At 70.3% G+C, this 18648-nt stretch carries 28 protein-coding genes; 3 read left to right on the forward strand and 25 right to left on the reverse strand.

The annotated features are described in order from the left end of the window. Positions 1-26: 26 nt before the first annotated feature. From FKD65_RS02540 to FKD65_RS43895, 21 genes are all read right to left on the reverse strand, one after another. Positions 27-395 (reverse strand): hypothetical protein, encoded by a 369-nt coding sequence (locus tag FKD65_RS02540; protein WP_141575929.1) that lies wholly within the window; start codon positions 393-395, stop codon positions 27-29. Between the two features lie 370 nt (positions 396-765). Beyond that, the gene (locus FKD65_RS02545; RefSeq protein WP_141575931.1) at positions 766-1650 is read right to left on the reverse strand and encodes a hypothetical protein; all 885 of its coding nucleotides are present in this window, start codon (positions 1648-1650) and stop codon (positions 766-768) included. A gap of 146 nt (positions 1651-1796) precedes the next feature. Continuing rightward, positions 1797-2222, reverse strand: coding sequence for a LuxR C-terminal-related transcriptional regulator (locus FKD65_RS02550; protein WP_205718519.1), 426 nt, complete (start codon positions 2220-2222; stop codon positions 1797-1799). Then, positions 2222-2998 carry a hypothetical protein gene (locus FKD65_RS44705; RefSeq protein ID WP_205718520.1) on the reverse strand — a complete coding sequence of 259 codons (777 nt, stop codon included), beginning with the start codon at positions 2996-2998 and terminating at the stop codon, positions 2222-2224. Before FKD65_RS44705 ends, FKD65_RS02550 begins: the two co-directional genes overlap by 1 nt. Continuing rightward, positions 2998-3405 (reverse strand): DUF6283 family protein, encoded by a 408-nt coding sequence (locus FKD65_RS44710; RefSeq protein ID WP_205718521.1) that lies wholly within the window; start codon positions 3403-3405, stop codon positions 2998-3000. The genes FKD65_RS44705 and FKD65_RS44710 overlap by 1 nt, the downstream gene beginning before the upstream one ends. Positions 3406-3463: 58 nt before the next feature. Beyond that, entirely contained in the window at positions 3464-3997 is a 534-nt protein-coding gene (locus tag FKD65_RS02565; protein WP_141575933.1) for a hypothetical protein, read from the reverse strand. Further along, complete coding sequence (locus FKD65_RS02570; RefSeq protein ID WP_141575936.1) at positions 3994-4251, reverse strand: hypothetical protein; 258 nt, start codon at positions 4249-4251, stop codon at positions 3994-3996. The genes FKD65_RS02565 and FKD65_RS02570 overlap by 4 nt, the downstream gene beginning before the upstream one ends. Then, positions 4248-5444, reverse strand: a complete 1197-nt coding sequence (locus tag FKD65_RS02575; protein WP_141575938.1) for a hypothetical protein — start codon at positions 5442-5444, stop codon at positions 4248-4250. The genes FKD65_RS02570 and FKD65_RS02575 overlap by 4 nt, the downstream gene beginning before the upstream one ends. Before the next feature lie 135 nt (positions 5445-5579). Then, positions 5580-5999 carry a hypothetical protein gene (locus FKD65_RS02580; protein ID WP_141575940.1) on the reverse strand — a complete coding sequence of 140 codons (420 nt, stop codon included), beginning with the start codon at positions 5997-5999 and terminating at the stop codon, positions 5580-5582. Then, positions 5992-6321, reverse strand: a complete 330-nt coding sequence (locus FKD65_RS02585; RefSeq protein WP_141575943.1) for a WhiB family transcriptional regulator — start codon at positions 6319-6321, stop codon at positions 5992-5994. Before FKD65_RS02585 ends, FKD65_RS02580 begins: the two co-directional genes overlap by 8 nt. Further along, positions 6318-7244 carry a ParB/RepB/Spo0J family partition protein gene (locus tag FKD65_RS02590; RefSeq protein ID WP_168220915.1) on the reverse strand — a complete coding sequence of 309 codons (927 nt, stop codon included), beginning with the start codon at positions 7242-7244 and terminating at the stop codon, positions 6318-6320. The genes FKD65_RS02585 and FKD65_RS02590 overlap by 4 nt, the downstream gene beginning before the upstream one ends. 163 nt (positions 7245-7407) lie before the next feature. Next, on the reverse strand, positions 7408-7704 hold the full coding sequence (locus tag FKD65_RS02595) for a hypothetical protein (protein ID WP_141575948.1): 297 nt from the start codon (positions 7702-7704) through the stop codon (positions 7408-7410). Positions 7705-7816: 112 nt separating this feature from the next. Continuing rightward, positions 7817-8218, reverse strand: a complete 402-nt coding sequence (locus FKD65_RS02600; protein WP_141575950.1) for a hypothetical protein — start codon at positions 8216-8218, stop codon at positions 7817-7819. Positions 8219-8225: 7 nt separating this feature from the next. Next, entirely contained in the window at positions 8226-9062 is an 837-nt protein-coding gene (locus FKD65_RS02605; protein ID WP_141575953.1) for a hypothetical protein, read from the reverse strand. 68 nt (positions 9063-9130) lie between these two features. Then, positions 9131-9421, reverse strand: coding sequence for a hypothetical protein (locus FKD65_RS02610; RefSeq protein ID WP_141575955.1), 291 nt, complete (start codon positions 9419-9421; stop codon positions 9131-9133). 2 nt (positions 9422-9423) lie between these two features. Continuing rightward, positions 9424-10011 (reverse strand): hypothetical protein, encoded by a 588-nt coding sequence (locus tag FKD65_RS02615; protein WP_141575957.1) that lies wholly within the window; start codon positions 10009-10011, stop codon positions 9424-9426. Then, entirely contained in the window at positions 10008-10373 is a 366-nt protein-coding gene (locus FKD65_RS02620; RefSeq protein ID WP_141575958.1) for a hypothetical protein, read from the reverse strand. The genes FKD65_RS02615 and FKD65_RS02620 overlap by 4 nt, the downstream gene beginning before the upstream one ends. A gap of 11 nt (positions 10374-10384) precedes the next feature. Beyond that, positions 10385-10837, reverse strand: a complete 453-nt coding sequence (locus FKD65_RS02625) for a hypothetical protein (protein ID WP_141575959.1) — start codon at positions 10835-10837, stop codon at positions 10385-10387. 152 nt (positions 10838-10989) lie between these two features. Then, positions 10990-12030: a RecT family recombinase gene (locus FKD65_RS02630; protein ID WP_141575960.1), complete on the reverse strand. Its 1041-nt coding sequence runs from the start codon at positions 12028-12030 to the stop codon at positions 10990-10992. Further along, on the reverse strand, positions 12027-13313 hold the full coding sequence (locus FKD65_RS02635) for a YqaJ viral recombinase family protein (protein ID WP_168220916.1): 1287 nt from the start codon (positions 13311-13313) through the stop codon (positions 12027-12029). Before FKD65_RS02635 ends, FKD65_RS02630 begins: the two co-directional genes overlap by 4 nt. After that, positions 13307-13609, reverse strand: coding sequence for a hypothetical protein (locus FKD65_RS43895; protein ID WP_168220917.1), 303 nt, complete (start codon positions 13607-13609; stop codon positions 13307-13309). The genes FKD65_RS02635 and FKD65_RS43895 overlap by 7 nt, the downstream gene beginning before the upstream one ends. Positions 13610-13778: 169 nt before the next feature. On the opposite strand from FKD65_RS43895, the gene FKD65_RS02640 reads away from it, so the two are divergent. Then, complete coding sequence (locus tag FKD65_RS02640) at positions 13779-14012, forward strand: helix-turn-helix transcriptional regulator (protein WP_141575962.1); 234 nt, start codon at positions 13779-13781, stop codon at positions 14010-14012. A 14-nt stretch (positions 14013-14026) separates the two neighbouring features. Here the strand turns inward: FKD65_RS02640 and FKD65_RS02645 are convergent, their stop codons facing one another. From FKD65_RS02645 to FKD65_RS02655, 3 genes are all read right to left on the reverse strand, one after another. Beyond that, a complete protein-coding gene (locus FKD65_RS02645) occupies positions 14027-14932 on the reverse strand; it encodes a hypothetical protein (RefSeq protein WP_141575963.1) in 906 nt (301 codons plus the stop codon). Positions 14933-15170: 238 nt separating this feature from the next. Next, positions 15171-15374 carry a hypothetical protein gene (locus FKD65_RS02650; RefSeq protein WP_141575964.1) on the reverse strand — a complete coding sequence of 68 codons (204 nt, stop codon included), beginning with the start codon at positions 15372-15374 and terminating at the stop codon, positions 15171-15173. Beyond that, positions 15371-15643: a hypothetical protein gene (locus FKD65_RS02655; protein ID WP_205718522.1), complete on the reverse strand. Its 273-nt coding sequence runs from the start codon at positions 15641-15643 to the stop codon at positions 15371-15373. Before FKD65_RS02655 ends, FKD65_RS02650 begins: the two co-directional genes overlap by 4 nt. A gap of 255 nt (positions 15644-15898) precedes the next feature. Between FKD65_RS02655 and FKD65_RS02660 the strand changes: the two genes are divergently transcribed. After that, complete coding sequence (locus FKD65_RS02660) at positions 15899-16381, forward strand: helix-turn-helix transcriptional regulator (RefSeq protein ID WP_141575965.1); 483 nt, start codon at positions 15899-15901, stop codon at positions 16379-16381. A 249-nt stretch (positions 16382-16630) separates the two neighbouring features. Continuing rightward, positions 16631-16798 (forward strand): hypothetical protein, encoded by a 168-nt coding sequence (locus tag FKD65_RS43900; RefSeq protein ID WP_168220918.1) that lies wholly within the window; start codon positions 16631-16633, stop codon positions 16796-16798. Positions 16799-16859: 61 nt separating this feature from the next. Here FKD65_RS43900 and FKD65_RS02665 read toward each other — a convergent pair whose 3' ends face one another. Continuing rightward, complete coding sequence (locus FKD65_RS02665) at positions 16860-18638, reverse strand: recombinase family protein (protein WP_141575966.1); 1779 nt, start codon at positions 18636-18638, stop codon at positions 16860-16862. Positions 18639-18648: the final 10 nt, after the last annotated feature.

Consider the following 18648-nt stretch of genomic DNA (forward strand, 5'->3'; position numbering starts at 1 on the left):
GCCGGAAGGGCCTGGTGGCGGAACGCTCACTGATCGTTGATGGTCAGGTCACCGCCGGCCTGGTTGAGCCGGCCGTGCCCGGACACGTTGCCGGTGATCTGCGTGTTGGTGCCCCTGTCACCGGTGGACACGATGGCGCTGTTGGTGGCGTTGCTGCGCAGGTTGACCGACCGCCCGCCTAGTGCCTGGTCGGGCTGCTGGCCGGTGTCGGGGGTGCGGCGGGCCACGCTCATCCCGTACACCGCCATCACCAGCCCGGCGATCCCCACGACCGCGCCGATCACTCCGATGGTGTCGCCCCAGTGGAACCCCTTCACCGCGAAGTACACGATCAATCCGATCACCGATACGGCCGCGATGAGTCCGCCGGCCCATGTCAGTACGCGCCCCGTCATGGCCGACATCATCGACCCGCCCGCCCGACGGGAACAGGTCATCAGGCACACCCGCCACAACTGGACACCAACCCGCTCGACGTCGAGAACCCGTAATCCCGCACTCGCACCTCCGAAACGATCAAGATCATTTCGTTGATGCATTGACCCCTTGAACCTAAGTTCGATATTTGGATGTTCACCGCTCCAGAGCGCTGCGAAGTTGTCAAGAGTCGCTCGCCGGGGCTGAGGCTCGGCCAAGCAACCCGTACCCCCTCTCCGCAAGGCTCGATCCGCCAGCCCGGCGGCACGTGCGCCGCGTCGCAAGCCAGGATGATTACCCAGAGCGCGGCCAGGAGGCACAGAGCGTCGGGTTGGAGGGTGTGGCGCTTCATGGGCTGGTGGTTTCCTTGGTCCGCTTCTTCTTCGCGCGGGCGATGTTCCATGCGGCGACGTCCTTCATGAGGTCGCTGAACGCTGGGTCGTCGGGGGTGTCTTCGTAGCGGTGGCCGCAGGAGCGGCAGATGGCGTAGTCCTCCAGGCCGACGACGCCGTCCGGGCGGACCATGTGGCCGCGCTCCCCGCAGTCGGGTTGCGTACACGGGACGGGGAGGTCGACGTCCGAGCCGGTCAGTCCGAGCCGGCGGCGAGCGCGAGCGGCAAGGTCGAAGAACTCGTTGCTGGCATCGCCTCCGCCAAGGGCCGGGTACGAGGTGGCGTAGCCGGCGGCGTAGTGGCGGATGACCATGACGTCGTCGGGGAGTTCGTCTGCGGCCTGGAGGCTGATGTAGCGGACCATCTCGCCCGCGCCCAGGGCTAGGAGCGCGTCGACGTGCTTGGCGAGGAACCAGGCCATCGCGCGGATTGCGGTCTGCTGGTTCATCCGGCCGATCTGCGCGGTGGTGAAGCCGCCGCCGCCCGCGGCGGCGTCGACGCGCTCGTACCAGGACGCGGCCACGTGGTAGATGGTCCGCATCAGTTCGTCCATGCCGGTGTTGACCAGGGACGGAGGGGTGGGGCGTCCGGTCGGGCGTGCGTCGGCGCCGTGCTGCGGCGCGGGGTGGTCGCCGAGCATGGAGTTAGCGACGTCGTAGAGACCGGGGAGGGCGATGATCGTCCGCATGAGCCCGGCACGGTCGGCGTCGCACAGTGTGCGGTAGCCGAGGGCGGGCTGATGGAGGGTTCGGCCGTTCTCCCGGACGATCGCCGCTGAGATGCAGCGGGTTCCGCGTGCGCACGGGCGGCGGTCGTCGTCCATGTGGTTGCCATGGCTCATGGCTCTCCCTCCTCGTTTGGCGTGTTGTGGCAGGTCAGGGGTTAAGAGGCTCGCGCTCCGGGCGGCTGGCACGCGTGGGGCTGAGCGGTCGCGGGGAGGTGGCGGTGCACATCGCGTCGGGCCAGCGCTTTCCGGGAGCGGGCGTGTTAGAGCCGTAATCCCTTCCGGTGGGCGCCGAGGGCGGCGGCCTCATACTCGGCGTAGACGCACGCCGGGATTTTGCCGCGCGGCGGGCATAGGACGCCGGCGGCCGCGGCCCATGCACGGACCTGGGTCGGGGTGGGAGCGGATCGCGGCGGGGCGGTCTGGGTCCGCACGCGGTCAGCGTCCAGATGTCCGCCAAGCGCGGCGAGGACGACGGCGTGGACCGGGCCGGTCGCGTTGAGCTTGTCCGCGGCGCTGGTCAGGACGCGGCGGAACGTTCGGGGAGAGACGCCCAGATGGAGTGCTGCCTGGTCCTGGCTGAGGCCGATCGCGCTCGTGGTGAGCACGTCCACTTCCAACGCGGTGAGCTTCTCAGGCTCGGAGTCGGCCGCCGTCCCGTCGTCGGTCAAGTCAGGGGCGGTGGCCATCAGAACGCGCCTTCCGCGCATTGCAGTACGGTCAAGCCCAGTTCCCGCCACATCGCCACGACGCTGGCCCGGTCGTCGAGGACGGCGGTGACCCGCTTCGGTACGACGAACCTCTCGTACAGTTCCCGCTTGACGATCGTGTCGCGCCGGTAGTCGCCGGCGGTGCGCATCAGCAGCGCCTCACCGGGGACCCCGACGTGTTCGGCCAGCCATGCTCCGGTGGAGGTGCGGCATTCGCACGAGCGGCCGGACACGTAGATGATTCGGTGCCCCGCCGCGTCGAGGGCCTGCACGATCGAGATGACCGGCCGGTTCGGGAGGTCCTCCCCCACCCGGGCCCAATCGAAGGGGCTGCGGACGTCCGGGCGGGTCTCATCGCGGAGGGCGACGGTTCCGTCGACGTCGACCAGGTACAGCTGGCCCGGGGCGGCGGGTTCGGCGAGCTGGATGCCGAGGGCATCGGCCATGAGCTCGTTCAAGGTCATTCGCGTGCTGGCGGTGAACTTGGTCAGCGCGGTGCGGCCGGCCGCGGCAGGGTGCAGGCCGAGGTCGTCGTGCGCCTGGCGCAGCCCTTCGGGCGTGAGGTGGTAGTAGCGGACGCCCTCATGCCACCTGCCTTCTACGAGGTCGTCGATCTCCAGTCGCTCCAGGGCGTCGGCGGCGACCCTCGGCGACAGGCTGGTGACGTCGGCCAGGCGCTGGACATCGATGTTGTCGGCGCGGGTCAGCAGAGCGAGCTGGATCCGCCGCGCGAACTCGTGGTTGTGCTCGGGCATCAGGGGGTCTCCGTGGGGGTGTGGGCGTGGCGGTGGGCGGCTTCCATCGCCGCGTAGGTGGGGAACAGCTCTGGCCAGCCGCGGCCGGGCCGCAGGGCGGCGGCGGGGAGCGCTCCGACCGCGACGGCGAACCGGACGGTGAGGTGGAATTGGCCGACGATGGCGAGCCATGCTGCGCACAACCAGCCCGGCACCAGCTCGATCGCGTGGCAGCCGAACATGGGGGCGCCGACCGGCGCTTCCTGGCCGGGTGCGCCGATGGTGCCGGCGGCGTACTCGGCGAGGTTCGGGTAGGCGATGCGGTGGACGGTGTCGACCCGCCAGGGGCAGGTAGGGCAGGGCCGGGCGCAGCGCGCGATGGGTGTCCCGACGGTGCGTAGGGCGCGCGGCTCCGCGGGGTGCCTCATCTCGATTTCTGCGAGAGGAAGGCGGGTCGGGGGGCTCATCGTGGTGTTCCTTCCGTGGTCACAGCAAGGCGGTCTGGACGGGGCCTGGGGCGGGCGCGGGCTCTGCTGGTCGCGGCGCGGGCGCAGCGACGGGGCTGGGGCGGGGAGGCGTGCGGTAGGGGTGTCTTCGGGCTGCGGCGCGGGAGTTCTGGACGGCGGCCCGTTCGGTGCGTCGCCGGTCGAGGGGTTCGGCGCAGATCTCGCGGAGGATCCGCTTGGACGCGTTCTCGGCCTTGGACTCCCAACGGCAGGTCCCGCACCGGCCGACCTGGTTGTAGTGGCGGCACAGCTGCATCTGGCCGGACGCTGCGGCGCGGGCGTTGCGATTGTTGAGGCGCGCCTCATGCGACGGCGGCTTCTGCCCGGTGGGGAGCGTGAAGGGATCGACCTGCTGCTCGGCGTAGATCCGGAGGGCCTCGACGCGGGCCGGGCCGAGGATCTGCGCGCAGTGGTCGCCGACGAACCATTCCTTGCTGGCGTGCAGGGGTCGCCCGCACTTCAGGCAGGTGTGGGTGTCGGTCGCGGCCAGGGTCGGGCGTCGGCGGCGGGTCACTGGTCACCCCACAGGTGCCGGGCGGCGGCAGCGGGGTCGCCGAGCTGGCGGGTGAGGTCGGCGAGGCGGGCGAGGCCGGCGGCGAGCTCGCGGCAGTCCGTTCGCGTCAGCTCATCGGACTCAGCCGGGATCTGCGGGTACGGCTGCGCGGCGTCGTGGTCGCCGTTGCCGCCCGATCGGGGCGCGTAGCGGTCTAGGAGCCGGGCGGCGATGGTTGCGGCCGTGGCAGCGATCTTGGTGCGGAGGGCGGTCATCCGTGCTGCCTTCGGGCCTGGTTCAGGCGGTCCATGACCGTGCGGGCCGTGCGGCGGGCGTCGTCTGCGGGCAGTCCGTCCGTGCTGCGGGTCTCGCCGCCGTCCTGGTCGGGGACGGACTTCATCAGGGGCGGCTGGGAGGCGTGCCCGGGCGGCCGGTGGTCACAGCGGCGCGGCCTGTCCTCGCGGGTCAGGCCGTTGTGGTCGCAGCGGGGGCAGGCGTCGATTGCGGCGCGGCGCGCCTGGGGGCTGACGGTGCGGCCGTCGATGACGCGGAAGTCCGGGTGCTCGTCCTGCGTCGCGGGTTCCGGTTCGGCGCTGCCCCATGGGCGGGTGCGGCCCTCGATGCGGTCCTGGGCGGCCATGAGCACGTCGGTCAAGTCGCCGTTCTCGTGCATCGACGCCAGGTATGCCGGCAGCGAGTTGATCGGGATACCGCGCGCGCGGGCGTCGGCGCGGACCTGCCGGATGACGAGCTCGGCGGCCTGGGCGCCGGCGTGCAGGTTCTCGGTCAGCCAGCGGATGCCTCTGCGGTCTTGGACGGCGTTGCCGAGTTCCCCGCCGGGCTGGGGCCGAGGAGCGGTGTTACGCGTAACGTCACGCGCCCCTCCCCCCGCACCCCCCACCAGACCGGACTGACCGCTCTCGCCGGTGCTGGCGTCTTCGTTGCCCTCGACGCGGGGATTGAAGGATCTATCCCGTCCCGTCCCGGGGTTACGCGTAACAGAGCGAGTGTTACGCGTATCGGCGGCCGGGTCGTCCGGGGGTGTCGCCTGGGGGCAGTTCTTGGGGAGGCAGAGGTGGTGTTCTCCCCGGTCATGCGCCCTTTTCCGCTGCATCCGCAGCTTGGAGTTCGAGGCGTTGTCGCGCATCCCGCGCGGCGGAATGTGCTCGTCGATCCGGGGCAGTGTGACGGTCCCGAGCGTCACACGTGACGGACTTTGTGACGTCACATGTGACGTCACGTTACGCGTAACGATGGCGTAGCCGATCGCCTCCAGCTCGGCGATGCACCGGTCCGGATCCGGGACGTCCGACACTCGCAGGGCCTGCTCCAGCGGCAGCCGCCCGTCCCACCGGCGCGACCGCGAGCAGTACTCGATCATCGCCTTGTAGTGCCACCGCGCCTCATAGGAGACGCCGTCCCACTCCACCCGCTGGGTGTAGTCGTCAGAATCACGCAGCCAGGCCACGTCACGCTCCCGCCGCGTTCATACGCGATGTCACTCGGAGGTCCCTTCTTTCGGTCTGAGCCCCTACGTGGATGGATGAGGTCGGGCAGGGCCACCAGGCCCCGCCCAGGGCGCGCTAGGGCGCGCTGGCGGCCGTCATCCGGTGTCCCTCCGGACGGCCTCGTGCTCGCAGGCGCCGTGCTCGCGCCGAGTGCGCATGCAGTCGATGCACTTGTAGGACCGCTCCAACGGTTTGCTGCGGTCCCGGTAGAAGCGGGCGAGGGACAGCTCTTGGCCGCAGCACGAGCAGCGGCGCCGCATCGGCACCACGCACGCCCCCCGCGGCGCGGGCGCTGTCCACGTCCACGCGAGCAGTTCGCTGATCGGCCGGTCGTCCGGCACCATCGCGGCCAGCAGCACGATCAGCTCCTGGGCCGCCTGGCCGGTGATGCGGTTGCGGGCGCACCAGTCCTTGACGCCGTCCGGGTCGAGGTCCCGGACGAGGCAGATGATGTCGGTGGCGGCGGGCAGCCGCGCTGCGAGGCGGACGTCGCGCTCATCGACCGGGTCACTCACCGGCGCTGTTCTCCTCACGGAGGCGGCGCCGCTCATGCATGGCCACCGCCCGCTCGCTGCTGCGGATCGCGCGACGGGTGCGGGCGGTCATCGCGGCCACGACACCGCCCGCGTCCTGGGTCGCGGTGAGCCCAAGCACCCACGTGTGGCAGGCCCGCAGGATCGGGCAGGTGCGGCAGCCGGCCATCGCCTCGAGTTCCCGGTCAGGGTCGGCCCAGGCGGCGGAGTTGAGGCTGCACGGCGTCGGCGGGTCATCGCGGCCAGGCCGCGGCTGGCGGTGCGAGGTCCGGTAGTGCACCTTGTCCAAGGTCGGGATCGTCACTGGGCATCGTCCTTGATGACGACTTCCCAGCACTGCCCGCACGCGACCTTCCCGACCTTCGGGCGCATGGTGTGCTCGCGGGCCTGGCAGCGTTCCCGTGCAGCTTTGGCGAGCCGGTGGGTGTCGGCGAAGTAGGGCGGCTCCATCCTCAGCTTGGCCGGCCGCCCGCCGAGGGTCCTCTTCTTGCGGGTGGACTGCACCGCCGCGACCGCATCGCCGACCGTCAGTTCCCCGGCGCGGACCCTTCCCTGCGATGCCTCATCGAGGTCGAGCAGCGCGAGATGCCTGCGCACGGTCGATTCGGCGCGGCGGGTGCGCTCCACGATCTGAGGCACCGACAAGCCGCGTGCCGCGAGTTTCCCGTACGCCTTCGCCCGGTCCATCGGGTTGAGGTCCTCGCGGTGATCGTTCTCGATCAGCATCGTCTCGATCGCCCGCTCGGCCGACATCGACTCGGGGCGGATCACCGACGGCAGCTCAGTCTTTCCTGCGAGATGTCCAGCGGCGCGTCGGCGGTGCCCGATCAGCAGCCGGTACCTCCCCTGCGTGGTGGGGTGCGGTTCGAGAAGCAGGGGTTGCAGCAACCCGTGCGTGCCGATCGAGCCGGCCAGCTCGTCCAGATCGCCCAGGTCGCGGCGCGGGTTGTGCGGGTGCGGCTCGATCAGCTCGATCGGCACCATCACGACCGGACCGAGCTGCAGCACATCCACCGGGTCTTGCGGCGCGGCAGCCGGTTCGTCCGTGCGCGGGCGGCTACTGAACTGCCTGACACGGTCGGTGTCGGCGTCGAGCAACCATCCCGGCTTACCGTTGATCAGCGCGAGTATCCGACCGCGCGGCCAGCCGCAGGCTTCAGCGACCTGCATAGTGGTCTCGCCGGCCTCCAGGCGCCGCAGGACCTCCGGAATCGGAGCGGCAGGCATCCGTGCTCCTCTCGTATTTCTGTGGCTGGTGGTGGGCACCCGCGGCCGCGCGGTCATCCGGCACGGCCGCGGGCACCTGCTCATGGGAGACCGGCGAACGGTCCGCGCTGCTCGTCCCGAGGCCGGCGCTGTGGCCCTGCCAGGCTTGCGGTGGTCTGGCCGGTCACTCGTCCCACCCGCATCGCTGGAGGGCCTTGGCGATCTGCTCGTCCGCCCGGAGCCGGTCGCCGATCGCGCCGAACGTGCGCTCTTCCACGGGGTCGGGCAACACATCGACGCGCTCGGGGTGACCGGGCATCGCCTCGATCCCCACGCCCGGGTGCGCCGTGCAGTCCGAGCAGCCGCTGCGGCGGAGCCGGACCGCGAGCCAGATGATGACGATCAGGGTCACGGTCATCGCGGCCACCAGCGCGCTCCACGCGAGCAGCTCGGCAGGGGTGATCACGAGGAGTTCGTTCATCGGTCGTCGTCCTGCCGGCGTTGGCGGGAGCGCTGCCTGAGCGCCTCCCAGACCAGGGCGGCGTTCGCGCCGAGCAGCCGCCGGATGAGCCGGGTCGTGAGCGGGTGGCTGTTCATGACGTCGCCTCACCAGCGGGCGCGACGCCGAGGACGGTGGGGTCGAGGGGACTTGAATCGCGGGCGTCCGGGAGAGGAGGCAGGCCGCAGGCGGGCCGGTCGACGCACCCGAGGTTGGCCTCGCCGAGCTGCCCGTCGGTCGCGTTGCAGTCCTCGCACCGGTCCTCGTCCTCGGCCGGCTCGTCCCCCTCGGGTGCCTCCGCGCTCCACGACAGCAGCGCCTGGGCGAAGTTCTCGTTAAGTGCGGCAGAGGCCTGCGCGGCGGCAAAGTGCGCTGCTGCCAACTGCGAGCGGGCGAGCATCCATTCCGGGGCGGTTTCGCTGGCTGCTTCCTTCAGGATTCGCTCGCCCGCATCGAAGTGTTCGGGGCCGTTCAACGTGTGCTCCTGGGTGTTCATCAGTGAGTCAGACCGCCAGGTCGAACTCGCTGGCGGGGAAGATGGATCGCTGGATGGGCGCGGGAACGTAGGCCAGCGACTCGGTGACCCGCGCGTACCAGGCGAGGGCGTAGTGGAGGCAGTTGGAGCAGCTGGCCTTGTCGCAGTCGGGGTCTGGCCGGTGGAATCCACCCTTGGACCAGGCCGCCGAGTCGCAGGTCTCGATCAGGTCGGCGTACTTCCGGACGCCGACGGTCTTGAAGCCGAATGCGTGGATGGGCAGCTCGGGGTCCAGGTCGTGGAGCGCGAGGAGGACCTCGCCGACCTCCTCGGTGCGTTCCCGCTTACACACCGACCCGAGGCCGACGACGGGCTGCCAGGTCAGGTCCACGCCGGCGTCGCCGTACATGTCCCAGCAGTTCAGGTAGTCGGCGAGCGTCCAGCCCTGGAGCGTCGGCATGAACGGGCAGTCCTCGTCGGAGACGTCCGCCCACAGGCGGGTCAGCTCGACGAAGTTGTCGACCGTGCGGGCCTGGTGTTCGCGGACGGTCAGGCCGGTCTTGGCGAGCTGCGGCGGCTCGCACATCCAGTCCTGCGGCGCCGCCCACCCGAGCTTTCCGATCTCGGTGTCGTAGCGCAGGGGCGCGGCGACGTACTCGGCCGGGGTCGTCCGCCACGTGCCGTACAGGTCGAGCTCGCTGAACCCTCCCGAGTCGAGGCCCCACCAGTGCAGCGCCGGCCGCAACGGCCGCCCGGAGGTGAGCCGCCGCGCGAGCCTGCGGTGGCTCACGAACAGCGGCGGCATGCCCGGGTGGTTCAGGTGGAGCCACTCGTCCATGTGGGTGGTCAGGTACACGGTCGGCACGTCAGGTCCTCGTGGTTCTGGGGTATCTGGCTCGCCCCGGAGCAGGGAGAGCGGGGCGGGCCAGATGGTCATGGGTGCGGGTGGTGGTTGCGTGCGCCGCAGCGGCGGCCCTCGGCGACTCGGCGGTCGTGCATCCGGGCGGCGGCCTCGGAGGCCGAGACGATCAGCGCCGCGCCTACCAGGGACGCCAGCACTGCGATGACCCCGACGCTGAGCGGCCCCAGGGCCTGGCCTGCGATGACCACGGTCAGGGACACGACCGCGGTGACAGCGGCAGCGACAGCGGCCAGCGCGGCGCGGTGCAGGCATCGGGCCTGGACCGGTCCGGGCCGCTTGTGGCGGGGCTGTGGCGCGGCCATCGTCACGGCGTGGATCCGTTGGAGCCGGCCCGCGCGCCTCGAAGCCGGGCGAGGCCGCGGGACGGGGTGGAGTCGGCCGGCGGCTCTTCCAAGGGCGGCGGCACGGCGCCCATGGGGCTGGTCGGCACCTGCCCCTCGGCGGGGTAGGGCGGCTGGAGCTGCTGGGCGATGACCCGCCGGTTCTCCTCCTCCCGCCGCGCCGCTTCGCGCTGGGCCGCCTTCTCCCACCGGGTCTTGGGGTGCGGGCGGCCCGTGTCCTCGACCAGCCGCGCGACGTTGCTGGCGTGCAGCTCGGCCTTGCGGCGGGCCTGCTCGGCCTGGGAGTTCAGGGTGCCGATGTTCGCGGCGACCGTGCGGATCATGGCCTCCTGCGCGGAGATGTCCCGCTCGATCGCCTCCCTCCTGCGGTGCAGCTCCGCCAGGTTGGCGGTGCGCTGCTGGTGGTCCTGTTGCAGCGGCAGCGCCTCCATGTGGAACTTGTCCTGCTGTTCCTGGGCGCGCAGGTGCATCGCCCAGTACTCGTCGAGGACGTCGTCGGTGACCTGGTCGGTCTGGTTGTTCTCGTTGCTGGGGCTGCTGGGGATCGTCACTTGCTCGGCCTTTCGGTCAGGGCACGGCCGCGGGAGGGCCGCTGTTGGGGCTTGCGGATGCGGGCGATCCGGTGCTCGTGCGGGGGCACGGCCCGGACAGGTTCGGGGGCGGCGGGCGGCGGCAGGACGACCAGCCGGTAGGAGATGCACCCGATCTCGCGGCGGAGGACCTTGCCCCCGGCCGGGGTCACCTCGATCGGGGTGCGGGACGTCGACGAGGCGCGGTCCATGACGGCGGCCGCCGCCTTCGGCGACAGGTGCAGGATCGCGGCCAGGTTCAGGTCCGGCAGCGGCACCGCCGGGTGCGCCTCCAGCCAGTCCAGCAGGAGCCGGGCGTCGCGGATCTGCTGAGCGCGGGGCACGAGAGGGGCAATCAGATGCCTCCCAGGACGGTGAGGGTCGGGGCGGCGGCGGCCCGCAGCGCGTCGGCGTCGCGGCGGACGGTGTCGGCCCACCACGCGGCACCGGTGTAGGTACCGGCGAGCGCGGCGGTGAAGTCGCGGTGCAGTCCGGTGAGGGTCTGGATGTCCGAGGGCGTGAGGTCGCGGATCTCGGAGCCGCAGCCGGCGGAGTTCCAGCCGGTGAACACCACCGGCCCGGCCAGCGGCCGGAACACGGCTCCGAGCCGGATCGCGACGAGGGCGCCGAGGGTGTTGCGGGGGCAGCGGTCCGGCAACGAGAAGCCGCAGTCGTTGACGAAGGCGGCCATGCGGGTACCGGGGTGCAGCGTCACCAGGTCGGTGCCCTCGGGGCCGAGTTCGGGCTTGTAGTCGCCTTTTCGGATGTGGAACTGCTGCTCGTTGTCGATCAGCGCGTAGAGGGTCATGTCACCGGGTCCTGTCTCTCGCGGGTTGGTCGTGCGGCCTCGGTCTGCGGCGTTCCGGGGGTGACGTAGGAGTCCGAGGTCGCACGACCAGGAGGGGGTCCCGCCCCCGCGCCGTCGGGCGCAGGAGCGGGCGGCGGGCCACTGGGGGCGGGTCACGGCGATTCACCGGGCTCGTCGGTGGCGGCCTGGGCGGCTTCCTTCGCTGCCCGGTAGGCGGCGTGGTGGGCGTCGGAGGCCAGGTCATCGGCGTTGGCGGCGGCCCAGGCCTCGCGGGGCAGGTTCACCACGCTGGACGGCACGCGGCCTCCGCGCTCGGCCTGGTCCTCGTAGTCCATGAGCTGCCGCATCTCCGGTGAGGTCGGCAGCCCTCTTGCGGCCTGACGCACCGCGGTCTTAAGCCACATGTCCGCGAACCGGGTATGCCACAGCGAGTCGTAGGTGCCGTTCTCCTCCGCGCGCCGGTAGTGCTTGGACCACTGGTCCCGGATCGCCTCCGCACGCTCCCGCGTGCAGAAGTGGATCTGGGACCGGGCTCCGTTGGCCAGCCAGGCGAAGGTGTACGCGACCAGCGGAGGGCCGGGGCTGATGACGTTCTTGACGTGGGTGAAGTCGTCGGGAGCGGGCTTGCCCTGGTCGACCCGCCAGGTGTCGCCGTGCCGGATGTGGTCGAACACCACGGTCTTGACGAGCCCGGAGCGGTACATCAACTCCAGGTAGCCCTGGTACATCGGCACGAAGTCGGCGTGGCGGCCGTCCGCAACGATCACGGCGTGCTTGCCGTCCGGGAGTAGCCCGAAGTACGCGCTCTGGACGAGAGCCATCAGCACGGACTGGGGGTCGCAGCGCTGGAGCCGGGTGTCGTTGTAGAGGGCGGTGAGGGCTGCGGCGGCGAACGCTCCCGGCCGCACGCAGTCGGGGAGGGCCTCGGCCCAGAACGGGGAGTGCGCGTCGATCCAACCCTGGAGGACGTCACGGGTCGCCAGGTTCACCAGCCCGCCGCCGGCGTGCTGGTCGGAGTGCCCGAGCAGCCCTTCCGGACGCCCACTCCCCGGTCCGGAGGGGCCGGTGGGGTTGAACGGGTTCACGGTCGAGGCGGGGCCCGCCCCCTCGCGGGGGCGGGCGCGGTCGCCGTGGGCGTCGTGGCCCTGGCCAGGGATGACCAGGCGGCGGACCCGGTCCTTGAGCGCGCTCACTGCGCCTCCCCGGCACCAGCAGCGGCCTCGGTCTTGGCCTTCGCCCTCGCGGCCCTGGGCTTGGCGGCCTTCGCCTTGGGCGGCTTGTGGGTGCGGAGCACCCGGGCCCGGTAGCGGCCGTACAGTTCGGGCTGCTCGGCCTTGAAACGGTCAAGGTCGAACACCTCCGCGAGGGTCACGTACTCGGCGGCCACGTCGGGGTGGTCCTCGGCGAGCTTGCTCCTGCTGAAGGTGCCGTTGGCGCACCAGGACACGGCCTTGTACCCGTCGACCATCCCGAACTCGGCGTCACCCATCGCACGCCGAAGCCGGTTCTCGACCTCGCGGAGCTGCTCCTCCTCAGCCTTGATCCGGGCCTTGATCGCCTCCTGCTCACCCTTGAGCCGCTTGGTCTCGTCCGGGTCGAGGATCGTCACCGTTCCGGGCTTGACCCGCCACAGGTGGTTGAGGAGTTCGGTGGTCGCGGCGGAGCCGTCCACGTCAGGCTCGACCCCACCCACGATGTGGGTGTCGTACCAGCCCTTGGCCCACTCCACGAGGGAGGCGAGGAACTCCTCGTCCCGCTCGATCCGGTACCACTTCAGGTGGTTGCCGCCGAGGAGGACGGCGACGTATCCGGCGGCCAGTCCGGACACGGCCAGGCCCCAGTGGACCTGGATCGCGACGGAGTCGGGAATGGAGTCCTCGTCCTCGCCCCACTCGTGGTCCTGGTAGGCCGATCGCTGCTTGCACTCCAGGAGCGCGGAGGCCTCGGGCGGGGTGGCCCGGTGACGGCGGAGCTTGGAGCGTCGTCGACGCCCGCGGGCCAGGCTCGGGCAGGTCGGGCAGTCCTCGCAGCACGCCTCACACGTCTGCGAGTCGCAGCACGGCGCGACGTCGCCGGGCTCGGCCGGCATCCCCGGCTGATGGGAGCCGCAGCCGCAGGCCTCCACCACCAGGAAGTCGAGGTTGGCGCCCATCCAGGGCGCTTCCTGGTGGACGAGCATCCCGGGGCTGGGACGGATACCGCAGCCGCTCTCCTCGGCGAAGGCCTCGGCGATCACCGGCTCCATCCGCTGTCCCCAGCGGGCGGCCTCCTTGACCCGGCTCGCCCTGGTGTCGGGGCGGGTTCCGCGCATCTCGTGCCACACGGCGAGCGGAGAGGAGTACTCCCCCTTCTCCAGGCCCATGCAGGCCGCGAGACGTGAGGCGGTCATCCGCTGCGCGCGGGCGGCGTCCCAGTCGCGCTTCTTCGGCTTGGGCGGCAGGAGCCGCCTGCCGGTGGGGGTGGCCAGGGTCACCACGTCGGCCTCCCGTCGGGCGCAAGCAGCCCGTCGGCGGCCTCTCGGAGCTCGAAGCTCGCCCCGAAGATGTCGCGCACGGGAGTCTGGTCGGTCCGGTTGTCCATCACGGCGAAGTACTGGGCGGCCACCTCGAGGTAGTTCTCCCAGCGGGCCTTCCGCTCTTTGGCGCCCCAGTGGGGGGCCAGCTGGCGGAGGGTTTCCTTTGTCCGGCGGGTGTTGCTCGTGCCGGCCAAGCGGCTCCGCGCCAGCTCCTGGAGGACCTGGTGTCGGTCGGCCTCCGGGATCTTTTGGGTCACTGGTCACCTGACTTCGGTTTGGGCATGCATCCTGAACTGCATGTCTATGGGTATGGCCATAACCATAATGGGAGTACCCATAGAACACAAGGGGCTTTATGGGAGAACCCATAGGCCGTCCGAGCCAACCCGCTTCGAATGCGTATGGGCGTGCCCATACACTTGGCGCATGACCGACAGGACCTGGTGGCAGTACGTAGTCCGGCACGCCGGCACCGAGAACCAGTCGGAGATCGCCCGGCGAATCGGACGCGACCAGTCCTCCCTCAACAAGTGGCCGCAGGGAGCCAAGCCGCGCGTCGAATCGGTCCGCGCCTTCGCCGAGGCATACCGGCGCCCCATCCTCGAAGCCATGGTCGCCGCCGGCATCCTCAGCGAGGAGGAGGCGCGGCAGGGCCTGTGAGCCCCACCGCGCGGTCACTCGCCACCGACCAGCGCCTGCACCTCGACCCACCGCCGCGACACCGCACCGAGGACGGCCTTTTCCCGCTCCATCCGGTCGGTCGCCGCGCCCCACAGCCGGTCGTCGCGCCACGCGCTGATCTCGTCCTCGATCAGCCCGGACAGCGTCGCCGGGTCGAGCGCGTCCAGCTCCCAACTCGATGAGCCGTGCTTGCGGATGTAGCCGCGGGCCCGTGAGTCGGTGAGCTTCGCGGGGTTGGGGGGCGGCCGGTACAGGTCGACCTGGTCCCGGTTCAGCGCGATCCGGCGGACCTTGGCGGCGTGGGCGCCGAAGAGGGCGAGGCGGTCGGCGATGTCGCGCGACATGTCGATCCCGCTGGGATCGTGGTCGCCCAGGTGGATCACCACGGGGTCCTGCCCGGCCTCGGCGTAGCTGGACAGCCGGCGGGCCGCGGCCCACAGCTCCGACTGGCTGGTGTATCCGCGGCAGGAGAAGTACGGGACGTCGTTGCGGTTGCAGACCCGCTGGATCACGCCGACGAGGGCGTCCTTTTCGATCCAGACCTCGACCCGGTACGGCTGGTCGGCCCAACGGTCGGTGAGGTACTGCGATGCGACGGCGTCGATGATCTGGCGGGGGTTGTCCCAGTGGGCGAGGCCCCGCAGATTCCGGGTGCGGTCGACGATGTAATGCCAGTCGATCAGCCCTGCCAGGCGCGCGTCGGAGACGATGTCGCCAAGCCTCTTGTACTCGGACTGCTGGTTGGGCAGCCAGTCGCGAGAGACGAACTGGTAGTAGAGCTGCCGCAAGGTCAGGTCATAGCCCTGGGCGGCGTAGTCGGCGCAGATCTCGTTCGCTCGGCGGATGATCGCCTTGCGCTCGGGCGAGAACTGGCGAGGCACGTACTCGATGCGCGGCATCACTGCGTCCGGAAGCCGTGCGAGGAGTCGGCGTCGGCGCACCGGGCAACGACGTCCTCGGGCAGCGGCTCGCGGTGGTCGGCCAGCCGCCTGTACGTGGGTTCGCTCACGGCAGCGCCGGGCCCCTTCGGGGCGGTGGTCGACTGCTGCATACTCTTCTTCACGACCCGGGTCTCCTGTCTGCGGGTCACGGCCTGAGCACGGCCCTCGGATTCGCGGTCCGGGGGCCGTTCGCCGTCTACGCCGCGGTGGTGTGCTGCCGCCCGGCTCCATGCCGGGCGAGGATGTGGTCGACCTCGCCCGCGAACAGCGGCGCGAGTCGGGCGATGTGCTGCGGGGTCGGCGCGGGCGCGTGCTCGGCGACTTCGCGGCGGGCCGCCTGTTGGATCGCCGCGCAGGTCGCGGCGGGGAGCGACGCGCGCAGCTCGGCAAGGGTGCTCATCCAGCCGCCCGTGCGGCCTCGCGGCGGGCGCGGCGAGCCGCGGCGGACCGCCGGCCGAGCTCCGAGTAGTACTGGCGCTTGGCTTCCTGGGCTCTCTGGCTGCGCACGTTCTCCGGGAGGGTCCTGTCGGGGTCGACCTCGTTCTCAAAGCGCTGAAGCGCCGCCATGCGGGCGGGCTTGGTCCGCGCGGCCGGGTCCTCGGTCCGTTCCCACGAGGCCTGAACGGCCTGTTTCGCCCGTTCCCGCCTCTGCTCCGGCGTCAATGGCACCAGCCCCCAATATCTCTGCGTGTGCCCAGAGGCTAGAACAGCGCTCCGCTTCTGCGCAAGCACTGATCAGAGAGTCACCGCTTGCTCTGCGCCGAGACGGAAGTGGGGTGTGGCGGATAGGCAATATGCGCCGCATCTGACCTGCTGGAAGGGCACGTGGAAGCGGCGTCGTGCTAGCGTCCTGCGACATCGCAACGCTGTACTCACGCGATACCGTCTGCATCGGCGCGGACTCAGACCTCAGAGGGTGGAGCGATGTCCGATCAAGAGCGCATGCTTGAGGCCCGAAGACGCCGGGAGGAGGCGAAGGCCGAGGCTGCTCGGCGGTTCGGGCAATGGCTCGACGCCGAGATGGCCGAGCGGGGCATGTCCAACGTCGAACTCCAGGACCGCATCGGCATCAACAACAGCACGATCGGGTTCTGGCGCCGAGGCATGCGGATGCCCGACGACTGGGCCACGCTGCGGATGATCGCCGACGTCATGGAGACGCCGGCGCCCCAACTCGCTGTCTTGATCGGCTGGTTCCGCCCCGACGAGCTCGACGGTGTTGAGGCTCCTGTCCGTACCGAGGAGATTGCCCGCGCTTGGATCCGCGGCCATCCCGAGCGGACGCTGGAGGAGCTGTACGACTGGATTCAACGAGAGCCGCAGAAGGCGATGTCGGCGGTGATGGCACCGATAGCCGCTTCCGATTCCGCCCGGCGGCAGCTCGGGATCCGCGACCGCCCTTCATAACGCAGAGTAGCCATTTGCCATGTATACGCTCTCGTAACGTCACGATCCGGTTTCGGCGCGTCCGCAGGTAGCCGATCGAACACACCCAAACGTCTAACTGGCGAACTGCCGGGGGTATGGCGATGTCGGAGGCGTTATTGCAGGGAGTCGGGGTTGCGAAGACTGATTCTCCTTCTCACAGGAGCGGCTGCGGCGATCCTCTGGGTCGCACTACCAGAGCTGAGTGAGCGGGTGCGGGAGCCTCTGCTTGTGTGGGCGGCGATCGCCGTCACGGTGTGGCTGCTCAACGAGCGCCGCCCCGAGCGCACCTATGCGGAACCGGCCTATCAGGCCGGCTTCATCGCCGGGTTCGACGCGGCGAATCAGGAGGGGGATCCTGGGCGGGCTCACGCGAGCCAGCATGGACGCAGCACCTAGCGTCCCGTGTGCAGCAAGGCCCCGGCAGCCATGAGCGCGCCGGGGCCTTCAGCATTCAGGGTCAGCTGACCAACGCGAACTCTCGCCAGGTCACATCGATCGTCTCCTCGATGGGCACGCCCTTGCGCCCTCGCCCCACCTTCTTCATCTCCAGCCGAACGAACAGCGTCTTGATCACTTCGCGTTTCCGGAAGAGGTCGAGGCGTTCCCACGCTGCTTCCACGTCGGTGCGATCGGGCTTCACCAGGCCGCGCAGCACGGGGTACCGCTGGGTGGCGTCGATGTCGGCGTCCACCTCCGCGATCAGTTCGGTCAGGTTCCGCTCTGTCGCGGCAGCCAACCGGTCGGACATGCCGGTCCGGCCGGCGGTGTCATACAACTCGTCCAGCCGACGTTGCAGCGCGCCGCGTCGTTCCATCAAGGCACGCAGATTCGACGCTGACCGCTCGTCCGCGAGGAGCGCATCAGCAGCCTCCGGCGAGCTCAACCATTCGAGAACTAGCTCGATGATGTACAGCTCGGTCGGCCGGCGCGGGCGGGCCGTGCAGGCCCGGCGGCCAGGGAGCCGCCCCCGCCCCACGCATATGTAGTGCTGATGAGGGCGCGTCTTCTTCGCCCCCTCAGCTCCTTCGTCGCCGTCCTCACCCTGCACGCTCGTGGTCCCCCCGCATACCGCGCAGGACAAGAGCCCGCTGAGCAGGTACTTCAGAGAGTGATCACGGTTGGGCCGCCCCTGCGCACGCTTCGCGAACTTCGCTACGAGGGCCAGGTGGTCCTCAACGCTTATGTAGGCGGGCCATACGGCCTCGAACAGGCTGTCATGGTGACTCCGCAACCCGGCGTACGAGGGGTTGGTGACCAGGGTCCGGATCGAGGACGTCGTGAACTGGCTGTTGGTCCCCGTGAGGATTCCCGCGAACCCGAGCTCGCGAGCCAAGACGAATTCCTTGTCGCCTTCAAGGCTGCGCCGCAACAACATGTGGACCACACGTTCGCGGGTGAACCACAGCAGGCTCCTGTCGGGCCGGATCGCTGGATCGAGTGCCCACCACGGCGGCTGCCTGCGGGAATCCGCGTCCAGCAGGTCCTGAAGGCGCGGGTCCAAAGGGCGCCATCCCATGGCGAACCGCCCCAGCGGCGTCGGCCACAGCTCCGGCAGCGCGGCGACCGCGATGAACAGGGCCGCGTTGACCGCCCAGAGATTGATCCGCCGCCGGTCATCCTTCACCTGCCGCAGCAGGGCGCCGTTCGTCGGGCTGTACAGACGGTAGTAGCCGAACAGCAGGCGGCCGTGCGGCTTGCCCGCCTTGGCCTCGTGGGACTTGTCGCGCATCACCCGCTTCCGCGTGATGCCGACCTCGCGGATGCCGAGCGCGAAGTACAGGTCGAGCTGGAAGGCGTCATCCGGGTCGGCCAAGTCGTACACCCGGCCGCTCGCGGCGATCTTGACGTCGCGTTCTTCGCAATGGTGCGCCAGCGTGGCCCACACCAGCCGGTCCCGCGTCAGCCGAGAGGGCTCCCACACCACCAGGACATCGATCTCGCCGGCGGCGATCAGCTCCAGGAGCGCCTGCCACTCCTCCCGCACACCACGCGAGTACTTCGAGGCCCCCTTGGAGTTGTCCACCCACACGCCGACCAGGTTCCACCCTTCCCTGGCGACATGGGCCCGACCCTCGGTCTCCTGCTGCGCGACCGAGCGCCCCGTGTCTTTCAGGTCATGGGAGACACGCGCATAGATCGCCGCGCGCAGTGTCCGAACTCCAGCAGGAACAGCCGCTATTGCGCCTGCGCTGCCGCTCGATGACACAGGCAGCTCGCGCCGAGGTCTGGGGGTCATGAACGAACCG

This window comes from Actinomadura sp. WMMA1423, assembly GCF_006547145.1.
Lineage (GTDB): Bacteria > Actinomycetota > Actinomycetes > Streptosporangiales > Streptosporangiaceae > Spirillospora.

What these genes read in the sequence shown, in the direction of transcription:
- FKD65_RS02540 (WP_141575929.1), bottom strand. Translation starts at nt 395, where the DNA reads ATGACGGGGCGCGTACTGACATGGGCCGGCGGACTCATCGCGGCCGTA.
- FKD65_RS02545 (WP_141575931.1), bottom strand. Translation starts at nt 1,650, where the DNA reads ATGAGCCATGGCAACCACATGGACGACGACCGCCGCCCGTGCGCACGC.
- FKD65_RS02550 (WP_205718519.1), bottom strand. Translation starts at nt 2,222, where the DNA reads ATGGCCACCGCCCCTGACTTGACCGACGACGGGACGGCGGCCGACTCC.
- FKD65_RS44705 (WP_205718520.1), bottom strand. Translation starts at nt 2,998, where the DNA reads ATGCCCGAGCACAACCACGAGTTCGCGCGGCGGATCCAGCTCGCTCTG.
- FKD65_RS44710 (WP_205718521.1), bottom strand. Translation starts at nt 3,405, where the DNA reads ATGAGGCACCCCGCGGAGCCGCGCGCCCTACGCACCGTCGGGACACCC.
- FKD65_RS02570 (WP_141575936.1), bottom strand. Translation starts at nt 4,251, where the DNA reads ATGACCGCCCTCCGCACCAAGATCGCTGCCACGGCCGCAACCATCGCC.
- FKD65_RS02590 (WP_168220915.1), bottom strand. Translation starts at nt 7,244, where the DNA reads ATGCCTGCCGCTCCGATTCCGGAGGTCCTGCGGCGCCTGGAGGCCGGC.
- FKD65_RS02595 (WP_141575948.1), bottom strand. Translation starts at nt 7,704, where the DNA reads ATGAACGAACTCCTCGTGATCACCCCTGCCGAGCTGCTCGCGTGGAGC.
- FKD65_RS02600 (WP_141575950.1), bottom strand. Translation starts at nt 8,218, where the DNA reads ATGAACACCCAGGAGCACACGTTGAACGGCCCCGAACACTTCGATGCG.
- FKD65_RS02610 (WP_141575955.1), bottom strand. Translation starts at nt 9,421, where the DNA reads ATGGCCGCGCCACAGCCCCGCCACAAGCGGCCCGGACCGGTCCAGGCC.
- FKD65_RS02625 (WP_141575959.1), bottom strand. Translation starts at nt 10,837, where the DNA reads ATGACCCTCTACGCGCTGATCGACAACGAGCAGCAGTTCCACATCCGA.
- FKD65_RS02640 (WP_141575962.1), top strand. Translation starts at nt 13,779, where the DNA reads ATGACCGACAGGACCTGGTGGCAGTACGTAGTCCGGCACGCCGGCACC.
- FKD65_RS02645 (WP_141575963.1), bottom strand. Translation starts at nt 14,932, where the DNA reads ATGCCGCGCATCGAGTACGTGCCTCGCCAGTTCTCGCCCGAGCGCAAG.
- FKD65_RS02650 (WP_141575964.1), bottom strand. Translation starts at nt 15,374, where the DNA reads ATGAGCACCCTTGCCGAGCTGCGCGCGTCGCTCCCCGCCGCGACCTGC.
- FKD65_RS02660 (WP_141575965.1), top strand. Translation starts at nt 15,899, where the DNA reads ATGTCCGATCAAGAGCGCATGCTTGAGGCCCGAAGACGCCGGGAGGAG.
- FKD65_RS02665 (WP_141575966.1), bottom strand. Translation starts at nt 18,638, where the DNA reads ATGACCCCCAGACCTCGGCGCGAGCTGCCTGTGTCATCGAGCGGCAGC.